The organism is Prosthecobacter sp., from assembly GCF_044236155.1.
Classification (GTDB): Bacteria; Verrucomicrobiota; Verrucomicrobiia; order Verrucomicrobiales; family Verrucomicrobiaceae; genus Prosthecobacter.
Genome location: NZ_JBIIHA010000014.1, coordinates 88,208 through 103,329, shown reverse-complemented (window position 1 = coordinate 103,329; position 15,122 = coordinate 88,208). Strand labels below are relative to the sequence as shown.

Here is a 15,122-nt window from a genome sequence, read left to right as displayed (position 1 = left end):
ACATGCCCAAGGCCATAACACTTAGCCAAATACTTACTAACTTCAAAAAAGATATCCAGAGTGCACGAAAACTGGTGGAAGCTGTGCGCCCGCTTGCAGCGATCGACACCAGCAAACAACAGCGATCGCTACATATTAAACAAGTGTATCGAGTGGTTGAACTGGCATTCCTCGGGGTTGTGTCAGAATGGGAGTCATTTCTTGAAGAAACTTTTGTTCGCTACTTGGCTGGAGCACAAGCGTCATCAGGTGCGCCAGTCGTTTTGTCTGCTGGAAAAGCCAAGAACATCGGCCATAGCTATCAAATCATATCTCAGAAGCCTGATTACGACAGTAGCTCGCATTACCTGAAGTTTGCAGATCCTAAGTGGACCTTGTCACAAGCGAGTTTCTTCTTTGTGAACGCGGGCACATATCAGTGTCTGCACGCCAACATGGCACGATTGCTGGAAGCGGCAAAACTACGAAACCGAGCTGCCCACAACTCAGAGAAATGCAAGGCAGACTTCAAAGAAGTCGCGATCTCATACCTGATGCCAACATCAGGGAAATTATCTCAGGGCTATCGTCTGGGCGAGCTTCTCAGCCAGAAGGCTGTTCGTCATTTTGGCGCGGCTGCACACAAAGATGAGTATGTGGAAGCATTCTTTAAGCTCTACGAACGCCTTGCGAACAAGATTGTGCCGCAAGCAAACAGTCAATCAGGTTTCCCCGCCTAATTCTTGACCACTTTTTTAAGAATCAGAGCCTTGTCGACATAATCCCATGATATGTATTTGATCGTGCGGTCTCTATTCCGTCTTCCGATCCTCAATCTGTCAGGAGCTATGAATTCGGCGAGATAAAAATCCCTCCCTGGATTTTTGAGCTCATCCTTTCCGATTGTTTCAAGCATACCGAAAGGTGTGCAAAAATGTGCGTGGAATGAAAACGCCAGCAGCTTATTTCCCTCAATCAGATTAAGCTGATTATGATCGTCAAACACGAAGGTCAATTTGTGTCCATTGTCATCCCCCTCCCATTCTCCAGTGAGAGCAGATATTGCAGCGAGATTTTTTTCATGGAGTTCGGATTGAAGGCTAAACGAACCCAAATCACTACTGTGAGGATTATTCATCAGAGTCTTTGAACTCGGATTGTAAATCAGTTTGGTGGTTGGCTCATCGTTAGCAAAATCCAAAATCAATGTCCCGTCGTTAAACTCCCAAGTCCCGTGGGTCATGTCTCCTTGGTCGGGCGATTGGCCGTTTATAAATACACGGCCGGATGACACAAAAGTGCCATCACCGAAAATCGAGAGTGTGGCGTCGTACTTGCCCGCCTCAGCTTGGTTGTCTTGATTTCTGATAATGCTTGTACGGCTCCAAGTGCCCACCATATCATCGCTACCACCTCCGCAACCTGTAACGATAAGTGAAGCAATCAGTGCAGTAATAGTGCGTAATAAATTCATTTTAAGATTTCTTGTTTCGGGGAGTCTTCGCAATCCACAACCCTTTTCAACGAGGAAAATTGAGCACTGGCTGGCACAGCCGCTTCCGCCATCGAATCGGGTCTCAAGCCCTTCCGAAACCCATGACCCGCGAAGGCAGGCGACAAGGCCCACCCACGGGAAACTAGGCCATCTGGCAGCTGGCTGACAACTCACCCACCTTGCCATGGGCACTCAGGAGCCTTCATCCCCGTCTCTCCAGTCACCATCGCTCGCGCCTCTTCTTCCCGCACGGCGTTCCCGGACGCCCGATGGCCGCAGATGACCGCCTACGGAACACGCGGAACAAACGGAAGCCTGAAGTCTCACGCCTGTGAATCGCCTCACGGATCGAGTGAGGGCCGTCAGAGAGCCTTTCCGAGCCTTCCGCGTGTTCCGTAGGCCCCTCCAATCCGAGCCATGGGTCTGTCGATCGAGGTTTTCAGCCCGGTGCGACGTCATGCCCGCACCGGATTTGCCAAATCCGACCCCGGTGTGACCCCAAAGGTGGAGCAAACGTGTCTGCCCTTGGATCGAGTTTTGGGAGGATGGTTCCAACTCGAAGGGGCGGCGATGAAGCGCGCGCAACCATTGCCCAGCCATTGCAAGCGCCATGCGCTGAAGGATTCGCAGCCCTGCTGGCAACAACCGCGGCGAGCACACGTTTTTCAATCTCCCGCCATGATTCGCCCTCTGTTTCTCCTCAGCGCCCTTCTCCTGACCACCCTCACCTCCGCGCAGGAGGTTTCGCCGCCCGCGAAGGACAAGTTCTGGCTCTTCCTGCTCGTCGGACAATCGAACATGGCGGGACGCGGCGTGGTAGAGGCGCAGGACAAGACGCCGCATGCACGTGTGCTCATGCTGAGCAAAGAGGCCCGGTGGGTGCCGGCGGTGGATCCGATGCATTTCGACAAACCCTCGGCTGGTGTGGGGCTCGGCAAGACTTTTGGCCAGATCATCGCGGATGCGAATCCAGGCGTGACGATCGGCCTGATTCCATGCGCGGTCGGCGGATCGCCCATCGACACTTGGAAGCCCGGCGTGTTTTATCCGGCGACGAAAAGCCATCCGTGGGACGACATGGTGAAGCGTGCGAAGACGGCCCTGCCCGCAGGCACGTTGAAAGGCATCCTGTGGCATCAAGGCGAGTCGGACAGCCTGCCGAATCTGGCGACGGCTTATGAGGCGAAGCTGCACGATCTGGTGAAACGCCTGCGGGAACTGGTCGATGCGCCCCAGGTCCCGTTCATCGCCGGGCAGATGGGAAAATTCGACGATGTGCCGTGGAAGCCTGAAATGATCATCGTGGACAAGGCGCATCAGGACTTGGTGAAGAAGGTGCCGAACACCGCTTTTGTCAGCGCCGAAGGTCTCAAGCACAAAGGCGACAAGATTCACTTCGACTCGCCTTCGTTCCGCGAACTCGGCAAACGCTACGCCGAGGCTTATTGGAAGATGGCGAGGTGAGGCGGAAAAGCGGTCGAGTTTGGCTCGTATGAAACGAACCATGATTCACCGGCTTCTCCCGCTCGCCTTTTTGCTCGTCATTCCATCGCTGCACGCGGAGTTCAAAGCCGGTGCGGCGGTCATCGACATCACACCGCCGAAACTCCCGGTGCTGGTGAACGGCGGGATGCTGAGCCGCTATGTGGACAAGATCAACACGCGGGTGAACGCACGGGCCATCGTGGCGACGGACGGGAAAGAGCAGGTCGCCATCGTGGTGGCGGACAGTTGCATGATGAGCCGCGAGGTGCTCGACGAGGCAAAGAAGATTGCCGCGGCGAAGACCGGCATCGCGACGGATCACATGCTGATCTCGGCCACGCATGCGCACTCGGCTCCGGCGTCGATGGGATGCCTCGGAACGGACGCGGATCCGAATTACGTGCCGTTCTTGAAGGAAAAGCTCGTGGAGGCCATCGCGGCGGCGCAGGCGGCGATGAAGCCCGCACGGCTCGGCTTTGCCAAAGCGAACGCGGCGGAGTTCACCGCGCTGCGGCAGTGGATTCGGCGACCAGACAAGCTGGTGGAAGATCCCTTTGGCAACCTGTCCGTTCGGGCGAACATGCATGCCGGTCGCAACTGGGATGAAGCGGTGGGCGAATCCGGGCCGGAAGACCCGGACCTCTCGCTGATCTCGATTCAAACGAAGGAGGGCAAACCACTAGCGGTGCTGGCGAACTTCTCGATGCACTACTTCGGCGACAAGGACATCAGTGCCGACTACTTCGGGCTGTTCTCGGAAGGATTGAAGCAGCGCATCGACCCGGAAGGCCAGATGGTCGGCATCATGTCGCATGGATGCAGCGGGGACATTTATCGTGTGGATTACACGGTTCCTGAGAAGGACCGCCCGAAGCCGACGATCGACGAATACACGAACGGACTGCTGGACATCGCCATGAAGGCCTATGCGGGCATCAAATACAGCGACGAGCCGGTGATCGCGATGGCGGAGAAACGCATGACTTTGAAATACCGCGTGCCGGACAAGCAGCGCCTCGAATGGGCGCAACGCATCGTCGCCGAGATGGGAGATCGTCTGCCCAAAACACCGACAGAGGTGTATGCGCGCGAGCAGATCATTCTGCACGAGCGGCAGCAGACGGAGATCGTGGTGCAGGCGCTGCGCCTCGGCGACATCGGCATCGCCACCACGCCAAACGAAACCTATGCGATCACCGGCCTGAAGATCAAAGCCGCCAGTCCCCTGCCCCACAACATGGTCATCGAACTTGCCAACGGCGGCGACGGCTACATCCCGCCGCCGGAAATGCACGCCTGGGGCGGCTACAACACCTGGACGGCACGTTCCGCCGGCCTGGAGGTGAACGCGGAACCGAAGATCACCGCCGCAGCCATCGAGATGCTCGAAAAGGTCGCCGACAAGCCACGTCAGCAATGGAAACTCAGTGACGGCGAAGCGGCGAAGGCTGTGCTGGCGCTGAAACCGGCCGCTTACTGGCGCTTGAACGAATTCACCGGACCTGTGGCCGCGGATGCGACCGGGCATGGGCGCGATGCCGTTTATGAGCGCGATGTGGCTTACTACCTTGAGGGGCCGAAATCGGAAGCCTTTTGCGCCAACGGAAATGTCAACCGCGCTCCCCATCTCGTCGGCGCGCGCATCCGGTCGCGCTCCGTCGGCTACCCCGATCATTACTCGATTTCACTCTGGTTCTGGAACGGCATGCCCAATGACGGCCGTGACACGAGCGGCTGGTTGTTCTCCCACGGTCATGACCACGGCCTCAGCCGTCAGGGCGATCACCTCGGCATCGGCGGAAAGAGCGGGAACACCGGGAAATTGATCTTCTTCTCAGGCACGAACACCCAAGGCATCGTCGCGGGCAAAACCGAGATTCCGCGCTGGCAGTGGCAGCATGTGGTCCTCGTCCGCGACGGGAGCAAGGTGCGTGTTTACCTCAACGGCTCCCTCGAACTCCAGGCCGAGAGTGTTGTCGATCCCTTCCAGCCGTCAGGGGAATATTTCTTCGGCGGCCGCAGTGACAACGACTCGAACTGGGAGGGGCGGCTGGATGAGGTCGCTTTGTTTGAGCGCAGCCTGAGTGAGGCGGAGATCGCCCAACTAGGGATGAAATGAGCTGAAAGGCTGTTCATTCACACAGGCCGTTGCGCCGAACTGTCCCTTGCATCCCCCTCCCCGCTGGCTAACAGCGTCAGTCCCTCAAATAAACAGGGCTTTGGGAAACTCCCGAAGACTCTTCATGTCAGAACACAAGAACTCAAACAGTTGGACCCTGGCCCTCGTGGCCTTGGGTGTGGTTTTCGGGGACATCGGCACCAGTCCGCTCTACGCGCTGCGGGAAAGCCTCAATCACGCCAAGCCGCATGCAGGCGTGCCGTTGGACGTGCTGGGACCGCTTTCACTGATGTTCTGGTCGCTCATCGTGATGGTTTGCTTCAAATACCTGGGCTTCATCACGCGTGCGACGAATCAGGGCGAGGGCGGGATGTTTGCACTGCTGACCTTGTTCCGCTCCGCGAAGAAATTCACGCCGCAAACAACCGCTGGCGTCGTGCTGGGCGGCATTTTCGGCGCCTGCCTTCTCTATGGCGATGGGATGATCACCCCGGCCATCTCGGTGCTCTCAGCGGTGGAAGGTCTGGCGCTGCTGGACGCCCAGCTCGGCACCGGACTGGCGAACTACGTCGTCCCGATCTCCGCCGCGATCATCTTCGGCCTGTTTCTCGTGCAGAAGAACGGCACGGCTCGCATCGGCGTGGCCTTCGGACCGATCATGGTGCTGTGGTTCATCACGCTGGCCATTCTCGGCGTCATCAACATCAGCGCGTATCCGGGCGTCTTCTCCGCCTTGCTGCCGCATCATGGCGTGAACTTTCTGCTGCATCACGGTCATGAAAGCTTCGTGCTCATGGGCCTCGTCCTGCTGGCCGTGACCGGCTGCGAGGCTATGTATGCGGACATCGGCCATTTCGGCCGGCCTCCGCTGGTCCGGAGCTGGTTCGTCATCGTCCTGCCCGCGCTGATGCTGAACTACCTCGGCCAGGGCGCGCTCGTGCTTTCCGACGTGAATGCCTCTCTCAAGCCGGACTATCACCACTTTTTCAGCCTCGTGCCGAAGCCGGCGCTGATCCCGGTCATCCTGCTGGCGACGGCGGCCACGATCATCGCATCGCAGGCCATGATCACCGGTGTTTACTCGCTCACCCAGCAGGCGGTGCAGCTTGGCTACCTGCCGCGCCTGAAGATCATCCACACCAATCCCGACGTGCGCGGCCAGATCTACATGCCGCAGGTGAATTTCCTGCTCATGTTCGCCTGCCTGGCCTTGGTGTTCAATTTCAAGTCATCCACCAACCTCGCCGCCGCCTACGGCCTGTCCGTGGCGCTGGACATGACCTTCACCAGCATCCTATTCTTTCTCGTGGCCAGCCATGTGTGGAAGTGGCCGGTGTGGAAGGCCGCGCTGCCCGTCTGCATCTTTCTAGTCTTTGAGCTCGGCTATGTCTCCGGCAGCCTGCTGAAATTCTTTGCCGGCGCATGGTTCCCCCTCGTGGTCGGGCTTTGCATGTGGATCATCATGAAGACCTGGATGGATGGCCGCGGCATCCTCTATCAAGCCATGCTGCGCGGACGCCTGCCAGTGAGCTTCCTCGTCGATGAGATCAAAAAAGACCGCATCATCCGTGTTCCCGGCACGGCGGTCTTCATGTCCGCCTCCGCCGAAGGACTGCCGCTCGCCCTGCTGCATCATTTGAAGCACAACAAAGCCCTGCACAAGCAGGTGGTGCTACTCACCGTGCGCTTCGAGGAAAAACCCCACGTCGCCGATGCCGAGCGCTTCGAGATCGAGGAGTTCCACGACGACTTTTTCCGTGTCGTCCTGCGCTATGGCTTCTCCGAGTCACCGAATGTGTTTGAAGACCTCTGCGACGCGCTCGAAACCAAGGGCAAGGTCAAGCGCAACGCCATCACCTTCTACCAAAGCCGCGAGGTGCTCCTCACCAATGGCCCCGGCAAGATGGCCGAATGGCGCAAAAAGCTCTTCGTCCTCCTCTCCCGCATCTCCCGCCCCGCCACCGGCTACTTCGACCTTCCGCCGCGGCAGGTCATCGAGCTTGGCATTCAGCTCGAGGTTTGAATCCCCGCTTCCATCATCCCCAGCCACGGCACGCTCATCGCGCCATGCCCTTTTCCCAATTCATCCCGGAAAAGCCCAAAGCTGATTCGGAGGCATCAATTACTCGATCAGCGATTCGAGTTCGGCCTCACTCAGACCTTCCATCAGCGGTGCCTGATCGTTCAAGGTGGCCTCGACCAGGCCGCGCTTCTGGGCCTGGAGCTTCAAAATGCGCTCCTCGACCGTGCCACGCGTGACCAACCTGTAAGCGTTGACGACCTTCTGCTGTCCGATGCGGTGGGCGCGGTCAATGGCCTGGGCTTCCACCGCCGGATTCCACCACGGGTCGGCGAGAATGACGCTGTCCGCAGCGGTCAGATTGAGTCCGTATCCGCCGGCCTTCAGGCTGATGAGGAAGATGCGGCACTTCGGGTCTTTCTGGAAGCGTTCCACCTGCGCCGCACGGTCCTGGCTGCTGCCGTCAAGATAGGCCAGTTCGTGTTTTTGTTCCTGAAAACGTTCCCGCATCAGGCGCAGGAATTGAACGAATTGACTGAAGACCAGCACCTTTCCCCCCGATTCAAGCGCGGTTTCCACCTGATCCATCAAGGCAGCCCACTTACCCGACAAATCGTCCGGCTCCAGTCCCGCCAGCGCTTCTGAACGGATGCCAGTCAGTCTCAGATCGCAACAGACCTGCCGCAGTCTCAAAAGAACGGTGAACATGGTCATCTTGGCCCCGTTCTGGCCGGAGCGGCGGCGGGCGGCTTTGATCTCTTCACGGCCCTCTTCTAAGATCTTGCGGTAAAACTCCGCCTGCGCGGCACTGGGAGCGCACCAAAGCACCTGCTCAATTTTCTCGGGCAGGTCTTTCAAAACCTGCCGTTTCGTGCGGCGCAGGAAGTAGGGGTGAGTCAGTTTCTGCAACCTCAGCGCCGCCGCCCGACCTGCGGGCAGGTCTAGGCCGGACTGAATTGGACTTTCGAACCGCTCTTGGAAAGATTTCTGGTTCCCAAGATAGCCAGGCAGGGCGAATTGGAAAATCGACCACAAATCCCGCACTCCGTTCTCCAAAGGTGTTCCCGTGAGGGCCATCCGGCCGACCGCTTTCAGGCTGCGCAGTGTTTTGGCGGCATCCGTGTCCGGGTTGCGAATGAAACTGGCTTCATCGAGCAGGATGAGGCCGAACTGAACACTTTGATAATGTTGAATATCTCTAACAATCAATTGATAGGAGGTTAATATCACGTCGTGGGCGGCAATCTGCGCCAAGGCCTTTTCCCGCCCGCTTCCCTGCACCAAAAGCACTTTGAGGAGAGGAGCGAACCGCTCAAATTCAGCCTGCCAGTTCCCGAGCAGGGATTTGGGACAGACCACCAGCACCGGACCGCTCTCCGCCTTCCGCTGCTTCAAGAACAATGCCAGAGCGATGCTCTGAACGGTTTTGCCCAAGCCCATTTCATCGGCCAGGACACCGCCCCGCCCTCGCAAGACCTGGGAGGTCATCCAACAGACCCCGTCCATCTGGTAGGGCCGGAGCAGAGCGGCTAGATCACCGATTTGGTCGCGAATCTGAGCCTCCGAGACCGCCTCGTGGCTTTCGTCGTCACCACCAAAATAAGCGGCATGTGCCCCATGCACCCGGGCGCCCTCAGGCGTCAGTTGCAGCGGCACGTCCCGCAACGATTCCTCGAGTTCATCCACGGCGGACGTATCCAAAATGTAACGCTTCCCATTGGCCTGCACTGAACGCTGTCCGGAACGGACGAGCCGCAGTACCTCGGCACGTGGCAGCCGGAAACCATCCGCCGATTCATAAGCGAATTCCATGCTCAGCCAGTCGTTTCCACCGGTCGGCCCTTCGGCTGGCATGAAGCGGGTTTGCGGGGCGATTCGCTGGACACCGCGAGTCACTGAACGCCATCGTTCCCCCTCAAGGATGGTCGCCACTTTTCGCAGTTGATTGAGATCCGAAGCATAGAACCGGAGGACATTATCACCTCCTTCCAAACGCAACGTCTCAATCGTTACAAATTTAAAACCCGCCTGCTCCAAGAAACGCAGAACGCGTGACTCACCCTCTCTGTTCATAACGTAAAATACAAAACTAGAGACCTGGTCTTGAATGGGAAATATGGAATCGCTTTGACCACCACTTGGCACTTGCCAACATTGCGATCCGTATCGAGCCCAAACCTTGGCCTCCAGGCTTTGTAGTGAACCTTCAAGATGCACTTCAAACTCACAAGGCACCGGAGAAACATGGAAATGCTCTAGATCAGCACCACGCAATTCGACCTGAAAACATTCGCCCAATCGCTCTCCGTGCTCCGCCAGCCATCGTAATGGTTTTGTAACGCTTTTGCGCCCCAATTCGCCTGCCAAGGTAAAGAGCTCAGGTCGCTCAGACGGGTGCCGGAACAAGGCCCCCGTCTCCTGGCATATCCACCACGATCCCCAGACCGGGAGCTGGCTCCTGCCAGTCAGTTCTAACTTTACCGTTTGGCCAGGAGCCGATTCAATGAGCAACGGCAGCCTCACCGGTTCGGCCGCGACTTGAAGCGGACGTTCCTTACCGTTCGGCTTCCCGGCAAAAACCCGGGGATGCTCGGCCAGCGTGTGCAAAAACGCGCTCAGAGACTCCCCCCGCAGCGACAATGGGAGACTCTGCGGCTGCTTGATGCCTTGTCCGACCAGCCAGGCTGCGAAAGCTGAAGTCTCGGCTTCACCACCCGCCTCAAATTTCACAAAGACACCCAATGGCTCCCGTGCCTGGCCTTGGAGCACCGTTTCAGGCAGAAAGATCGAAAACCGTCCTGGCACCGATGCAGTCCCGAGTGTGGGGTTTGGAGTCCGCGCTTTAGCCGGGTCTGTTGAGCCTCCGACTGAAGCCGGAACGACAGATCCCAGTCTCGGCTCCGTCCGAATCGGCAGTGCCTTCGACCTCACCTGCATCAAAGCCACTGCCAGCGCATGCTCGCAAATCTGCCCGCTCCGGCGGGCATGCGGGCACGTGCAGAGGTTCTCGACATCGCTGCTGCTGCGAATGCGCAGGCCGGTGGTGAACTTCATCTTGCCCGCTCCGGCCACACCGCGAACCAAACCGGCCTCGGCACTCGTCACCGATGCCATTCCGGCATCCGCGAGCCCACGGGCGGCCTTCATGACCTGCCAGCCGCCGATTTCACCGAGCCATTTCTCTGTGATCTCCATTTCTTTCTGGCGTGTCCCATCGTTTCTCGCCAAAGTCCAGCGCCAAGTGCCTATGCGGATCGTTGCCATCTCCAATCAAAAAGGCGGGGTCGGAAAGACCACCACCGCTGTCAATCTCGCCGCGTGCCTCACCCAGCGTGGTGTCCGCGTGTTGCTGATTGACCTCGACCCGCAGGCCAATGCCACAAGCGGGCTTGGTCTGGCCCAGGAAGAGGGCGGCAGCCTTTATTCGGCGCTGGTGAATGGCACCGACCCACGCCTGGCCATCCGCAGCACCCGGCTCCCGAACCTTTCCATCATTCGTTCTCACCAGGAGCTCGCGGGTTGTGAAATCGAGCTGGCCCAGGCCGGCAACCACCTGGCACGCTTGCGCGAGGTGCTGGAGCCGCTGCGGACCTCCGGCCACTTCGATTACGCCATCCTGGACACCGCCCCGTCCCTCGGCGTCCTCATGACCGGCGCCTTGGCCGCCGCCGACGAACTCATCGTCCCGATCCAGTGCGAGTATTTCGGTCTCGAAGGTCTGTCCAAGATCGTCAGCATCACCCAGCAGATCCGGGATTGCGGGGCCAACCCGAATCTCCTGCTCGAAGGCATCGTGATGACCATGTACGACAGCCGGGCCAACCTCGCCAATCAGGTCGTCAACGACGTGCGCAACTACTTCGCGGAGACGGTCTATCAGACCATCATCCCGCGCACCGTCCGACTCGGCGAGGCACCCAGCTTTGGCAAAAGCATCATCGAATACGAGCCTTCCGGCCGTGGAGCGGTGTCCTACCGGGCCTTGGCGGATGAATTCCTCGCCCGCCGCAGCGGAGCCGCTGTGCCCACCGCGGCAGCTTGAGAAGCGGAGCAGGCCCATGCAAAGCCCGGGCATTCGTGGACGCGGCGCTGGATTTAATCCAGGCCAGCGTTTCGCGGAGTTGCATGTGGACTACAATCCCGGCGAATCGCCTGAGAAGGTCGCGACGAAGTTTTTCCGCGACCACTCCTCCACCGTCATCACCCGCCACAACAGCCCCGACCTTCCGTTCGAGGCCAGTTTGAACCCCTACCGGGGCTGCGAGCACGGCTGTGCCTACTGCTACGCACGGCCGACCCACGAATACCTCGGCTTTTCCTCCGGCGTGGACTTCGAGTCGCGCATCATGGTCAAAGAGGACGCCCCTGCCCTCCTCCGGGCCGAATTGCTCAAACCGTCCTACAAGCCGGCCAACCTCTCACTTAGCGGCGTCACTGATCCCTATCAGCCGATCGAGAAAAAACTCCGCGTCACCCGTGGCTGCCTGGAAGTGCTCGCTGAGGCACGCCATCCGGTCGTTTTAATCACCAAAAACCATCTCATCACCCGCGATGTCGATCTGCTCGCCGAACTCGCACGGCATCACGCCACCGCTGTTTACATTTCTGTCACCACGCTCGATCCCGAACTCGCACGCAAGCTCGAACCCCGCGCATCATCGCCCAAAATGCGACTGGAGGCCATCCGCGTCCTGAACGAGGCCGGCGTGCCCGTCGGCGTCTCCACCGCGCCGATCATCCCCGGACTCAACGACTCGGAGATTCCCGCCCTGATCGACGCCGCCCGTGCCGCCGGAGCGCAATTTGCCGGTTACACCGTGGTCAGGCTGCCCTTCGCGGTGAAGGATGTTTTCCGCGAATGGCTGGACCTTCATTTTCCCGGGATGCGCGACAAAATCCTCAGCCGCATCGAGGAAACGCAGGGCAAAACTCTCTCGCATGGCGAATTCGGTAAACGCCTCAAAGGCGTCGGCGTCTGGTCCGAGCAAATCGCCTCGCTCTTCCGCGTCTCCATCCAGCGCGCCGGCATGCTCCACCGCCGCCCGCAGGTCAGGGCGGACGCCTTCCGCCGTCCTCGCGATCCCGGCGGACAGATGGAATTGTTTGAATGATCAGCCCCCGAACTCAAACGCAGGCACGCCCTGAGCACCAGGGCGGCAGACGAACAAGCGCCCGGCCAGCGGCTCCTCCAGACCTGGCTTCAAACCGGTGGTGATGTAGAGATCGCGCAACTCCGGCCCACCGAAGGCGCAGGCGGTCGTTTCAATGCAGGGAAAGTCGATCTGCGCCTCGACCTTTTGTGTCTTTGGATCGAAGCACACCACCTTGGCACCGTGGCAGAAGGCAATCCACAGCAGGTCCTCACTGTCGATCGTCATGCCATCGGGCGATGATGGGTCAGCGCTTGTGTCCCACACCACGCGCTCGTTGCCGATCGCGCCTGCGGCATTGTCGAAGTCGAAGGCGCGCACCTTTTTGCTCGGTGTGTCGATGTAATACATCGTGCGCGTGTCACGGCTCCAGATGATGCCGTTCGAGTTCGTCACCGGCGCGAACTTCTTTTCGATCCGCAGATCCGTGTGCAGGCAGTAGAGCGCGGCCTCGGCACGTTTTTTCAAGCAGATCGTTCCCGCCCACAGACGGCCCGTAGGATCGCATTTGCCATCATTGAAGCGGTTGTCGGGCATGTTTGGCTCAGGATCGCCGATCGGCGTGCTTTCACCGGTCGCTTCATCAAGGAAGAAGAAGCCGTCATCACCCGCCCAGACGAGTCCGCCCTTTGCACGCGGAACCACGGTGCCAACACGCTGCCCGACATCCCAGACCTTTTCCTCTCCCGTGGCCGGGTTGAACGCGATGATCTTGTGCGCCTCGATATCGACATAAAGCAAACGTCCGTCGTGCCAGATCGGGCCTTCGCCCCAGACGGAAACATGATTGGAGATGGGTTCGGGAGTCATGCGGTCAGCGTGGAGTGGTGGAAAACGGACGTTTGGCCTGGGTGATGAAGGCCTCGGCCAGATAATGCGGAATCAGCGGCTGCGCGGCAAGCGCGGACAGTTCGTCGGCGCTCAATCGGCGAACATTCATCGCCAGACGTTTCGCACATGGCCTGGCCACGCGGACATCCTGCATGCCGAGGGGGGCTTTGGCATCAAACGTGAGCCAAATACCGCCAGATACGCGTTCACGGGCCACTTCAGGCGAAACCGTCTCGATGTCCGGGGCCAGGCGGCCATTTTTGACCTGGGCCAGGTAAAAGCTCTGCCGCCGGGCATCACCTACCACCGAATAATCGGCCGTCGCGTCGATGTCTGGCGCTGTGAGCGACGAGCAGCCGACACACCATACATCGCGTGACAGCGCGACACCTTGCGCAGCGGCGATCGCGATCCGAACGCCCGTGTAAGAGCCCGGGCCGGTGCCGATCACGATTCCAGCCAGTTCATCGCCTGCCGCAGCCAGCGCCTCTCGCAAAGGCGCGAAGACCTGCGCGTTGTGCGAGCGCTCAGATTGAAAAACCGACTCATACAACACTTCATCGCCTCGCACGACGGCGATGCTGCCTTGGGCGGTGGAGAGATCAAGAGCGAGGAGTGATCCAGTCATTTTGCGAGCGGCCCTTCCGTGACACGTCGAGAGCCATCCGGCAAGACTTCGATGTGAAACCAGCGCGTGTTCGGCGGCAAAAGTTCGGGAAACATATCCGCCCACTCGACGATGATGACGCCGGGCTCGGCGAAAAACTCATCCCAGCCGATGCCGAGAACCTCGGCGGCGCTTTCCATGCGGTAGAAGTCAAAATGGAAGACTGGAAGCCGACCATCGAGGTATTCGTGAACGAGCGTGAACGTCGGACTCGTCACATCGGCCTTCGATCCCATGCCCGCCACGATGCCGCGCGTGATCTGCGTCTTGCCAGCCCCCAGATTGCCGCACAGTGCGATCACATCGCCCGCCGCCAGTGTCGGCGCGAGTTTCATGCCCCAGGATTGGGCGTCTTCAGCGGTGCGAAGGGTGATCATGCGTCAGCACTGAGCGCGAAGTGATCCCAGCCCGTGCTTTCGAAATCCGGCGGCCGACCTTCGCCGGGCGGAACGAGCTTGCCGATGACGGTGAGCGGCAGATTTGGGAAAGCTTCACTCCATTTAGCCTTCAACGAACGCAGCGTGCGCGGATTTACCGCGAGGAGCAACTCGTAGTCCTCGCCATCGCCCCAGGCCTGATCGAAGGTGCAGCCGGGATTGCACGGCAGAGAGGCCACATTGACCTGGAAGTGCGTGCCGCTGGCCAAAGCCAGGCGCGGCAGGTCTTTCGCGAGCCCGTCGCTGATGTCCATCATGGCGTGCGGATGCGCGTTTTCTGAGAGCCAGCGACCTTCTTCGAGACGCGGTATGAATTTGAGATGCTTGCCTTTGATCGAACCGCCGAGGCGGCCGGTGACCAGGAGCACATCGCCCGCCTTGCCTTCGCTGCGCGACATCCAGCGCTTCGACGGCACGGTGCCGCTCATGGAAACTGACAGCATGAGCACCAGACCGCGCGAAGTCTCCCCGCCGACAATGTTGATGCCATACTCCTTCGCGATGGCCCGCATGCCGCGATACACCTCGGTGAGGAATTCGACCTCCATGCTCGGCGGAGCCACCAAAGTGATCATGGCGTGCCGCGGCGTGCCGCCCATGGCGGCGAAGTCGCTGACAACGCGTGCGATGGCCTTCCGGCCGATGAGCTTGGGCGGCGTTTCGAGCGTGAAATGCACATCCTGCACCAGCGCGTCGGTTTTCAGCAGCGTGTGCTCGTTTTTCGTGCTGCGGACCACGGCGCAGTCGTCACCGGCACCGGCAATGACATCGCGATCCAGCTTCACACCGCGCATGAGGCGGCGGATGAGCTTGTCTTCTCCGATGTCGGCTAAAGTGGGCATGAAGTGAATGACGAAACCAGAATGGCGAATGACGAATCAATGTCGAAGCCGGAATGATGGAGCCCGCGGCGCAGATTCGATCATTGGGGCTCGGAAT

Annotated in this window: 12 protein-coding genes; 6 read left to right on the top strand and 6 right to left on the bottom strand. The window is 59.3% G+C overall.

Translation table 11 applies throughout. The features are described 5' to 3' along the window. The first annotated feature begins 2 nt into the window (after positions 1 to 2). Positions 3 to 719: a hypothetical protein gene (locus tag ACILSE_RS13660; protein ID WP_395717961.1), complete on the top strand. Its 717-nt coding sequence runs from the start codon at positions 3 to 5 to the stop codon at positions 717 to 719. On the opposite strand, the gene ACILSE_RS13655 is transcribed toward ACILSE_RS13660, so the two are convergent. Continuing rightward, positions 716 to 1,606 (bottom strand): lipocalin family protein, encoded by an 891-nt coding sequence (locus ACILSE_RS13655; protein ID WP_395717960.1) that lies wholly within the window; start codon positions 1,604 to 1,606, stop codon positions 716 to 718. The genes ACILSE_RS13660 and ACILSE_RS13655 overlap by 4 nt on opposite strands. Before the next feature lie 546 nt (positions 1,607 to 2,152). Here ACILSE_RS13655 and ACILSE_RS13650 point away from each other — a divergent pair. The 3 genes from ACILSE_RS13650 (at position 2,153) to ACILSE_RS13640 (ending at position 7,101) form a co-directional block, all read left to right on the top strand. Then, positions 2,153 to 2,938, top strand: a complete 786-nt coding sequence (locus ACILSE_RS13650; RefSeq protein WP_395717959.1) for a sialate O-acetylesterase — start codon at positions 2,153 to 2,155, stop codon at positions 2,936 to 2,938. 40 nt (positions 2,939 to 2,978) lie between these two features. Then, positions 2,979 to 5,078 (top strand): LamG-like jellyroll fold domain-containing protein, encoded by a 2,100-nt coding sequence (locus ACILSE_RS13645; protein WP_395717958.1) that lies wholly within the window; start codon positions 2,979 to 2,981, stop codon positions 5,076 to 5,078. A 124-nt stretch (positions 5,079 to 5,202) separates the two neighbouring features. Beyond that, on the top strand, positions 5,203 to 7,101 hold the full coding sequence (locus ACILSE_RS13640) for a potassium transporter Kup (RefSeq protein WP_395717957.1): 1,899 nt from the start codon (positions 5,203 to 5,205) through the stop codon (positions 7,099 to 7,101). Between the two features lie 99 nt (positions 7,102 to 7,200). Here the strand turns inward: ACILSE_RS13640 and ACILSE_RS13635 are convergent, their stop codons facing one another. Continuing rightward, positions 7,201 to 10,362, bottom strand: coding sequence for an SNF2-related protein (locus ACILSE_RS13635; protein WP_395717956.1), 3,162 nt, complete (start codon positions 10,360 to 10,362; stop codon positions 7,201 to 7,203). Between ACILSE_RS13635 and ACILSE_RS13630 the strand changes: the two genes are divergently transcribed. Together ACILSE_RS13630 and ACILSE_RS13625 are read left to right on the top strand one after the other, a co-directional pair. Beyond that, complete coding sequence (locus tag ACILSE_RS13630) at positions 10,346 to 11,140, top strand: ParA family protein (protein ID WP_395717955.1); 795 nt, start codon at positions 10,346 to 10,348, stop codon at positions 11,138 to 11,140. The genes ACILSE_RS13635 and ACILSE_RS13630 overlap by 17 nt on opposite strands. A 16-nt stretch (positions 11,141 to 11,156) precedes the next feature. Then, positions 11,157 to 12,209 (top strand): PA0069 family radical SAM protein, encoded by a 1,053-nt coding sequence (locus ACILSE_RS13625; RefSeq protein ID WP_395717954.1) that lies wholly within the window; start codon positions 11,157 to 11,159, stop codon positions 12,207 to 12,209. On the opposite strand, the gene ACILSE_RS13620 is transcribed toward ACILSE_RS13625, so the two are convergent. From ACILSE_RS13620 to ACILSE_RS13605, 4 genes are read right to left on the bottom strand one after another with little or no spacing between them, the layout of a single operon-like run. Then, a complete protein-coding gene (locus ACILSE_RS13620) occupies positions 12,210 to 13,058 on the bottom strand; it encodes an SMP-30/gluconolactonase/LRE family protein (protein WP_395717953.1) in 849 nt (282 codons plus the stop codon). It lies immediately after the preceding gene. Positions 13,059 to 13,062: 4 nt separating this feature from the next. Next, positions 13,063 to 13,707 carry a tRNA (adenosine(37)-N6)-threonylcarbamoyltransferase complex dimerization subunit type 1 TsaB gene (gene tsaB, locus ACILSE_RS13615; RefSeq protein WP_395717952.1) on the bottom strand — a complete coding sequence of 215 codons (645 nt, stop codon included), beginning with the start codon at positions 13,705 to 13,707 and terminating at the stop codon, positions 13,063 to 13,065. Further along, complete coding sequence (gene tsaE, locus ACILSE_RS13610; RefSeq protein ID WP_395717951.1) at positions 13,704 to 14,123, bottom strand: tRNA (adenosine(37)-N6)-threonylcarbamoyltransferase complex ATPase subunit type 1 TsaE; 420 nt, start codon at positions 14,121 to 14,123, stop codon at positions 13,704 to 13,706. The genes tsaB and tsaE overlap by 4 nt, the downstream gene beginning before the upstream one ends. Continuing rightward, positions 14,120 to 15,025 (bottom strand): thiamine-monophosphate kinase, encoded by a 906-nt coding sequence (locus ACILSE_RS13605; RefSeq protein WP_395717950.1) that lies wholly within the window; start codon positions 15,023 to 15,025, stop codon positions 14,120 to 14,122. Before ACILSE_RS13605 ends, tsaE begins: the two co-directional genes overlap by 4 nt. Positions 15,026 to 15,122: the final 97 nt, after the last annotated feature.

Excerpts from the sequence above, each read along its gene's own strand:
- ACILSE_RS13660 (WP_395717961.1), top strand. The coding sequence starts at position 3 with ATGCCCAAGGCCATAACACTTAGCCAAATACTTACTAACTTCAAAAAA.
- ACILSE_RS13650 (WP_395717959.1), top strand. The coding sequence starts at position 2,153 with ATGATTCGCCCTCTGTTTCTCCTCAGCGCCCTTCTCCTGACCACCCTC.
- ACILSE_RS13645 (WP_395717958.1), top strand. The coding sequence starts at position 2,979 with ATGATTCACCGGCTTCTCCCGCTCGCCTTTTTGCTCGTCATTCCATCG.
- ACILSE_RS13640 (WP_395717957.1), top strand. The coding sequence starts at position 5,203 with ATGTCAGAACACAAGAACTCAAACAGTTGGACCCTGGCCCTCGTGGCC.
- ACILSE_RS13630 (WP_395717955.1), top strand. The coding sequence starts at position 10,346 with ATGCGGATCGTTGCCATCTCCAATCAAAAAGGCGGGGTCGGAAAGACC.
- ACILSE_RS13635 (WP_395717956.1), bottom strand. The coding sequence starts at position 10,362 with ATGGCAACGATCCGCATAGGCACTTGGCGCTGGACTTTGGCGAGAAAC.
- ACILSE_RS13625 (WP_395717954.1), top strand. The coding sequence starts at position 11,157 with ATGCAAAGCCCGGGCATTCGTGGACGCGGCGCTGGATTTAATCCAGGC.
- ACILSE_RS13620 (WP_395717953.1), bottom strand. The coding sequence starts at position 13,058 with ATGACTCCCGAACCCATCTCCAATCATGTTTCCGTCTGGGGCGAAGGC.
- tsaB (WP_395717952.1), bottom strand. The coding sequence starts at position 13,707 with ATGACTGGATCACTCCTCGCTCTTGATCTCTCCACCGCCCAAGGCAGC.
- tsaE (WP_395717951.1), bottom strand. The coding sequence starts at position 14,123 with ATGATCACCCTTCGCACCGCTGAAGACGCCCAATCCTGGGGCATGAAA.
- ACILSE_RS13605 (WP_395717950.1), bottom strand. The coding sequence starts at position 15,025 with ATGCCCACTTTAGCCGACATCGGAGAAGACAAGCTCATCCGCCGCCTC.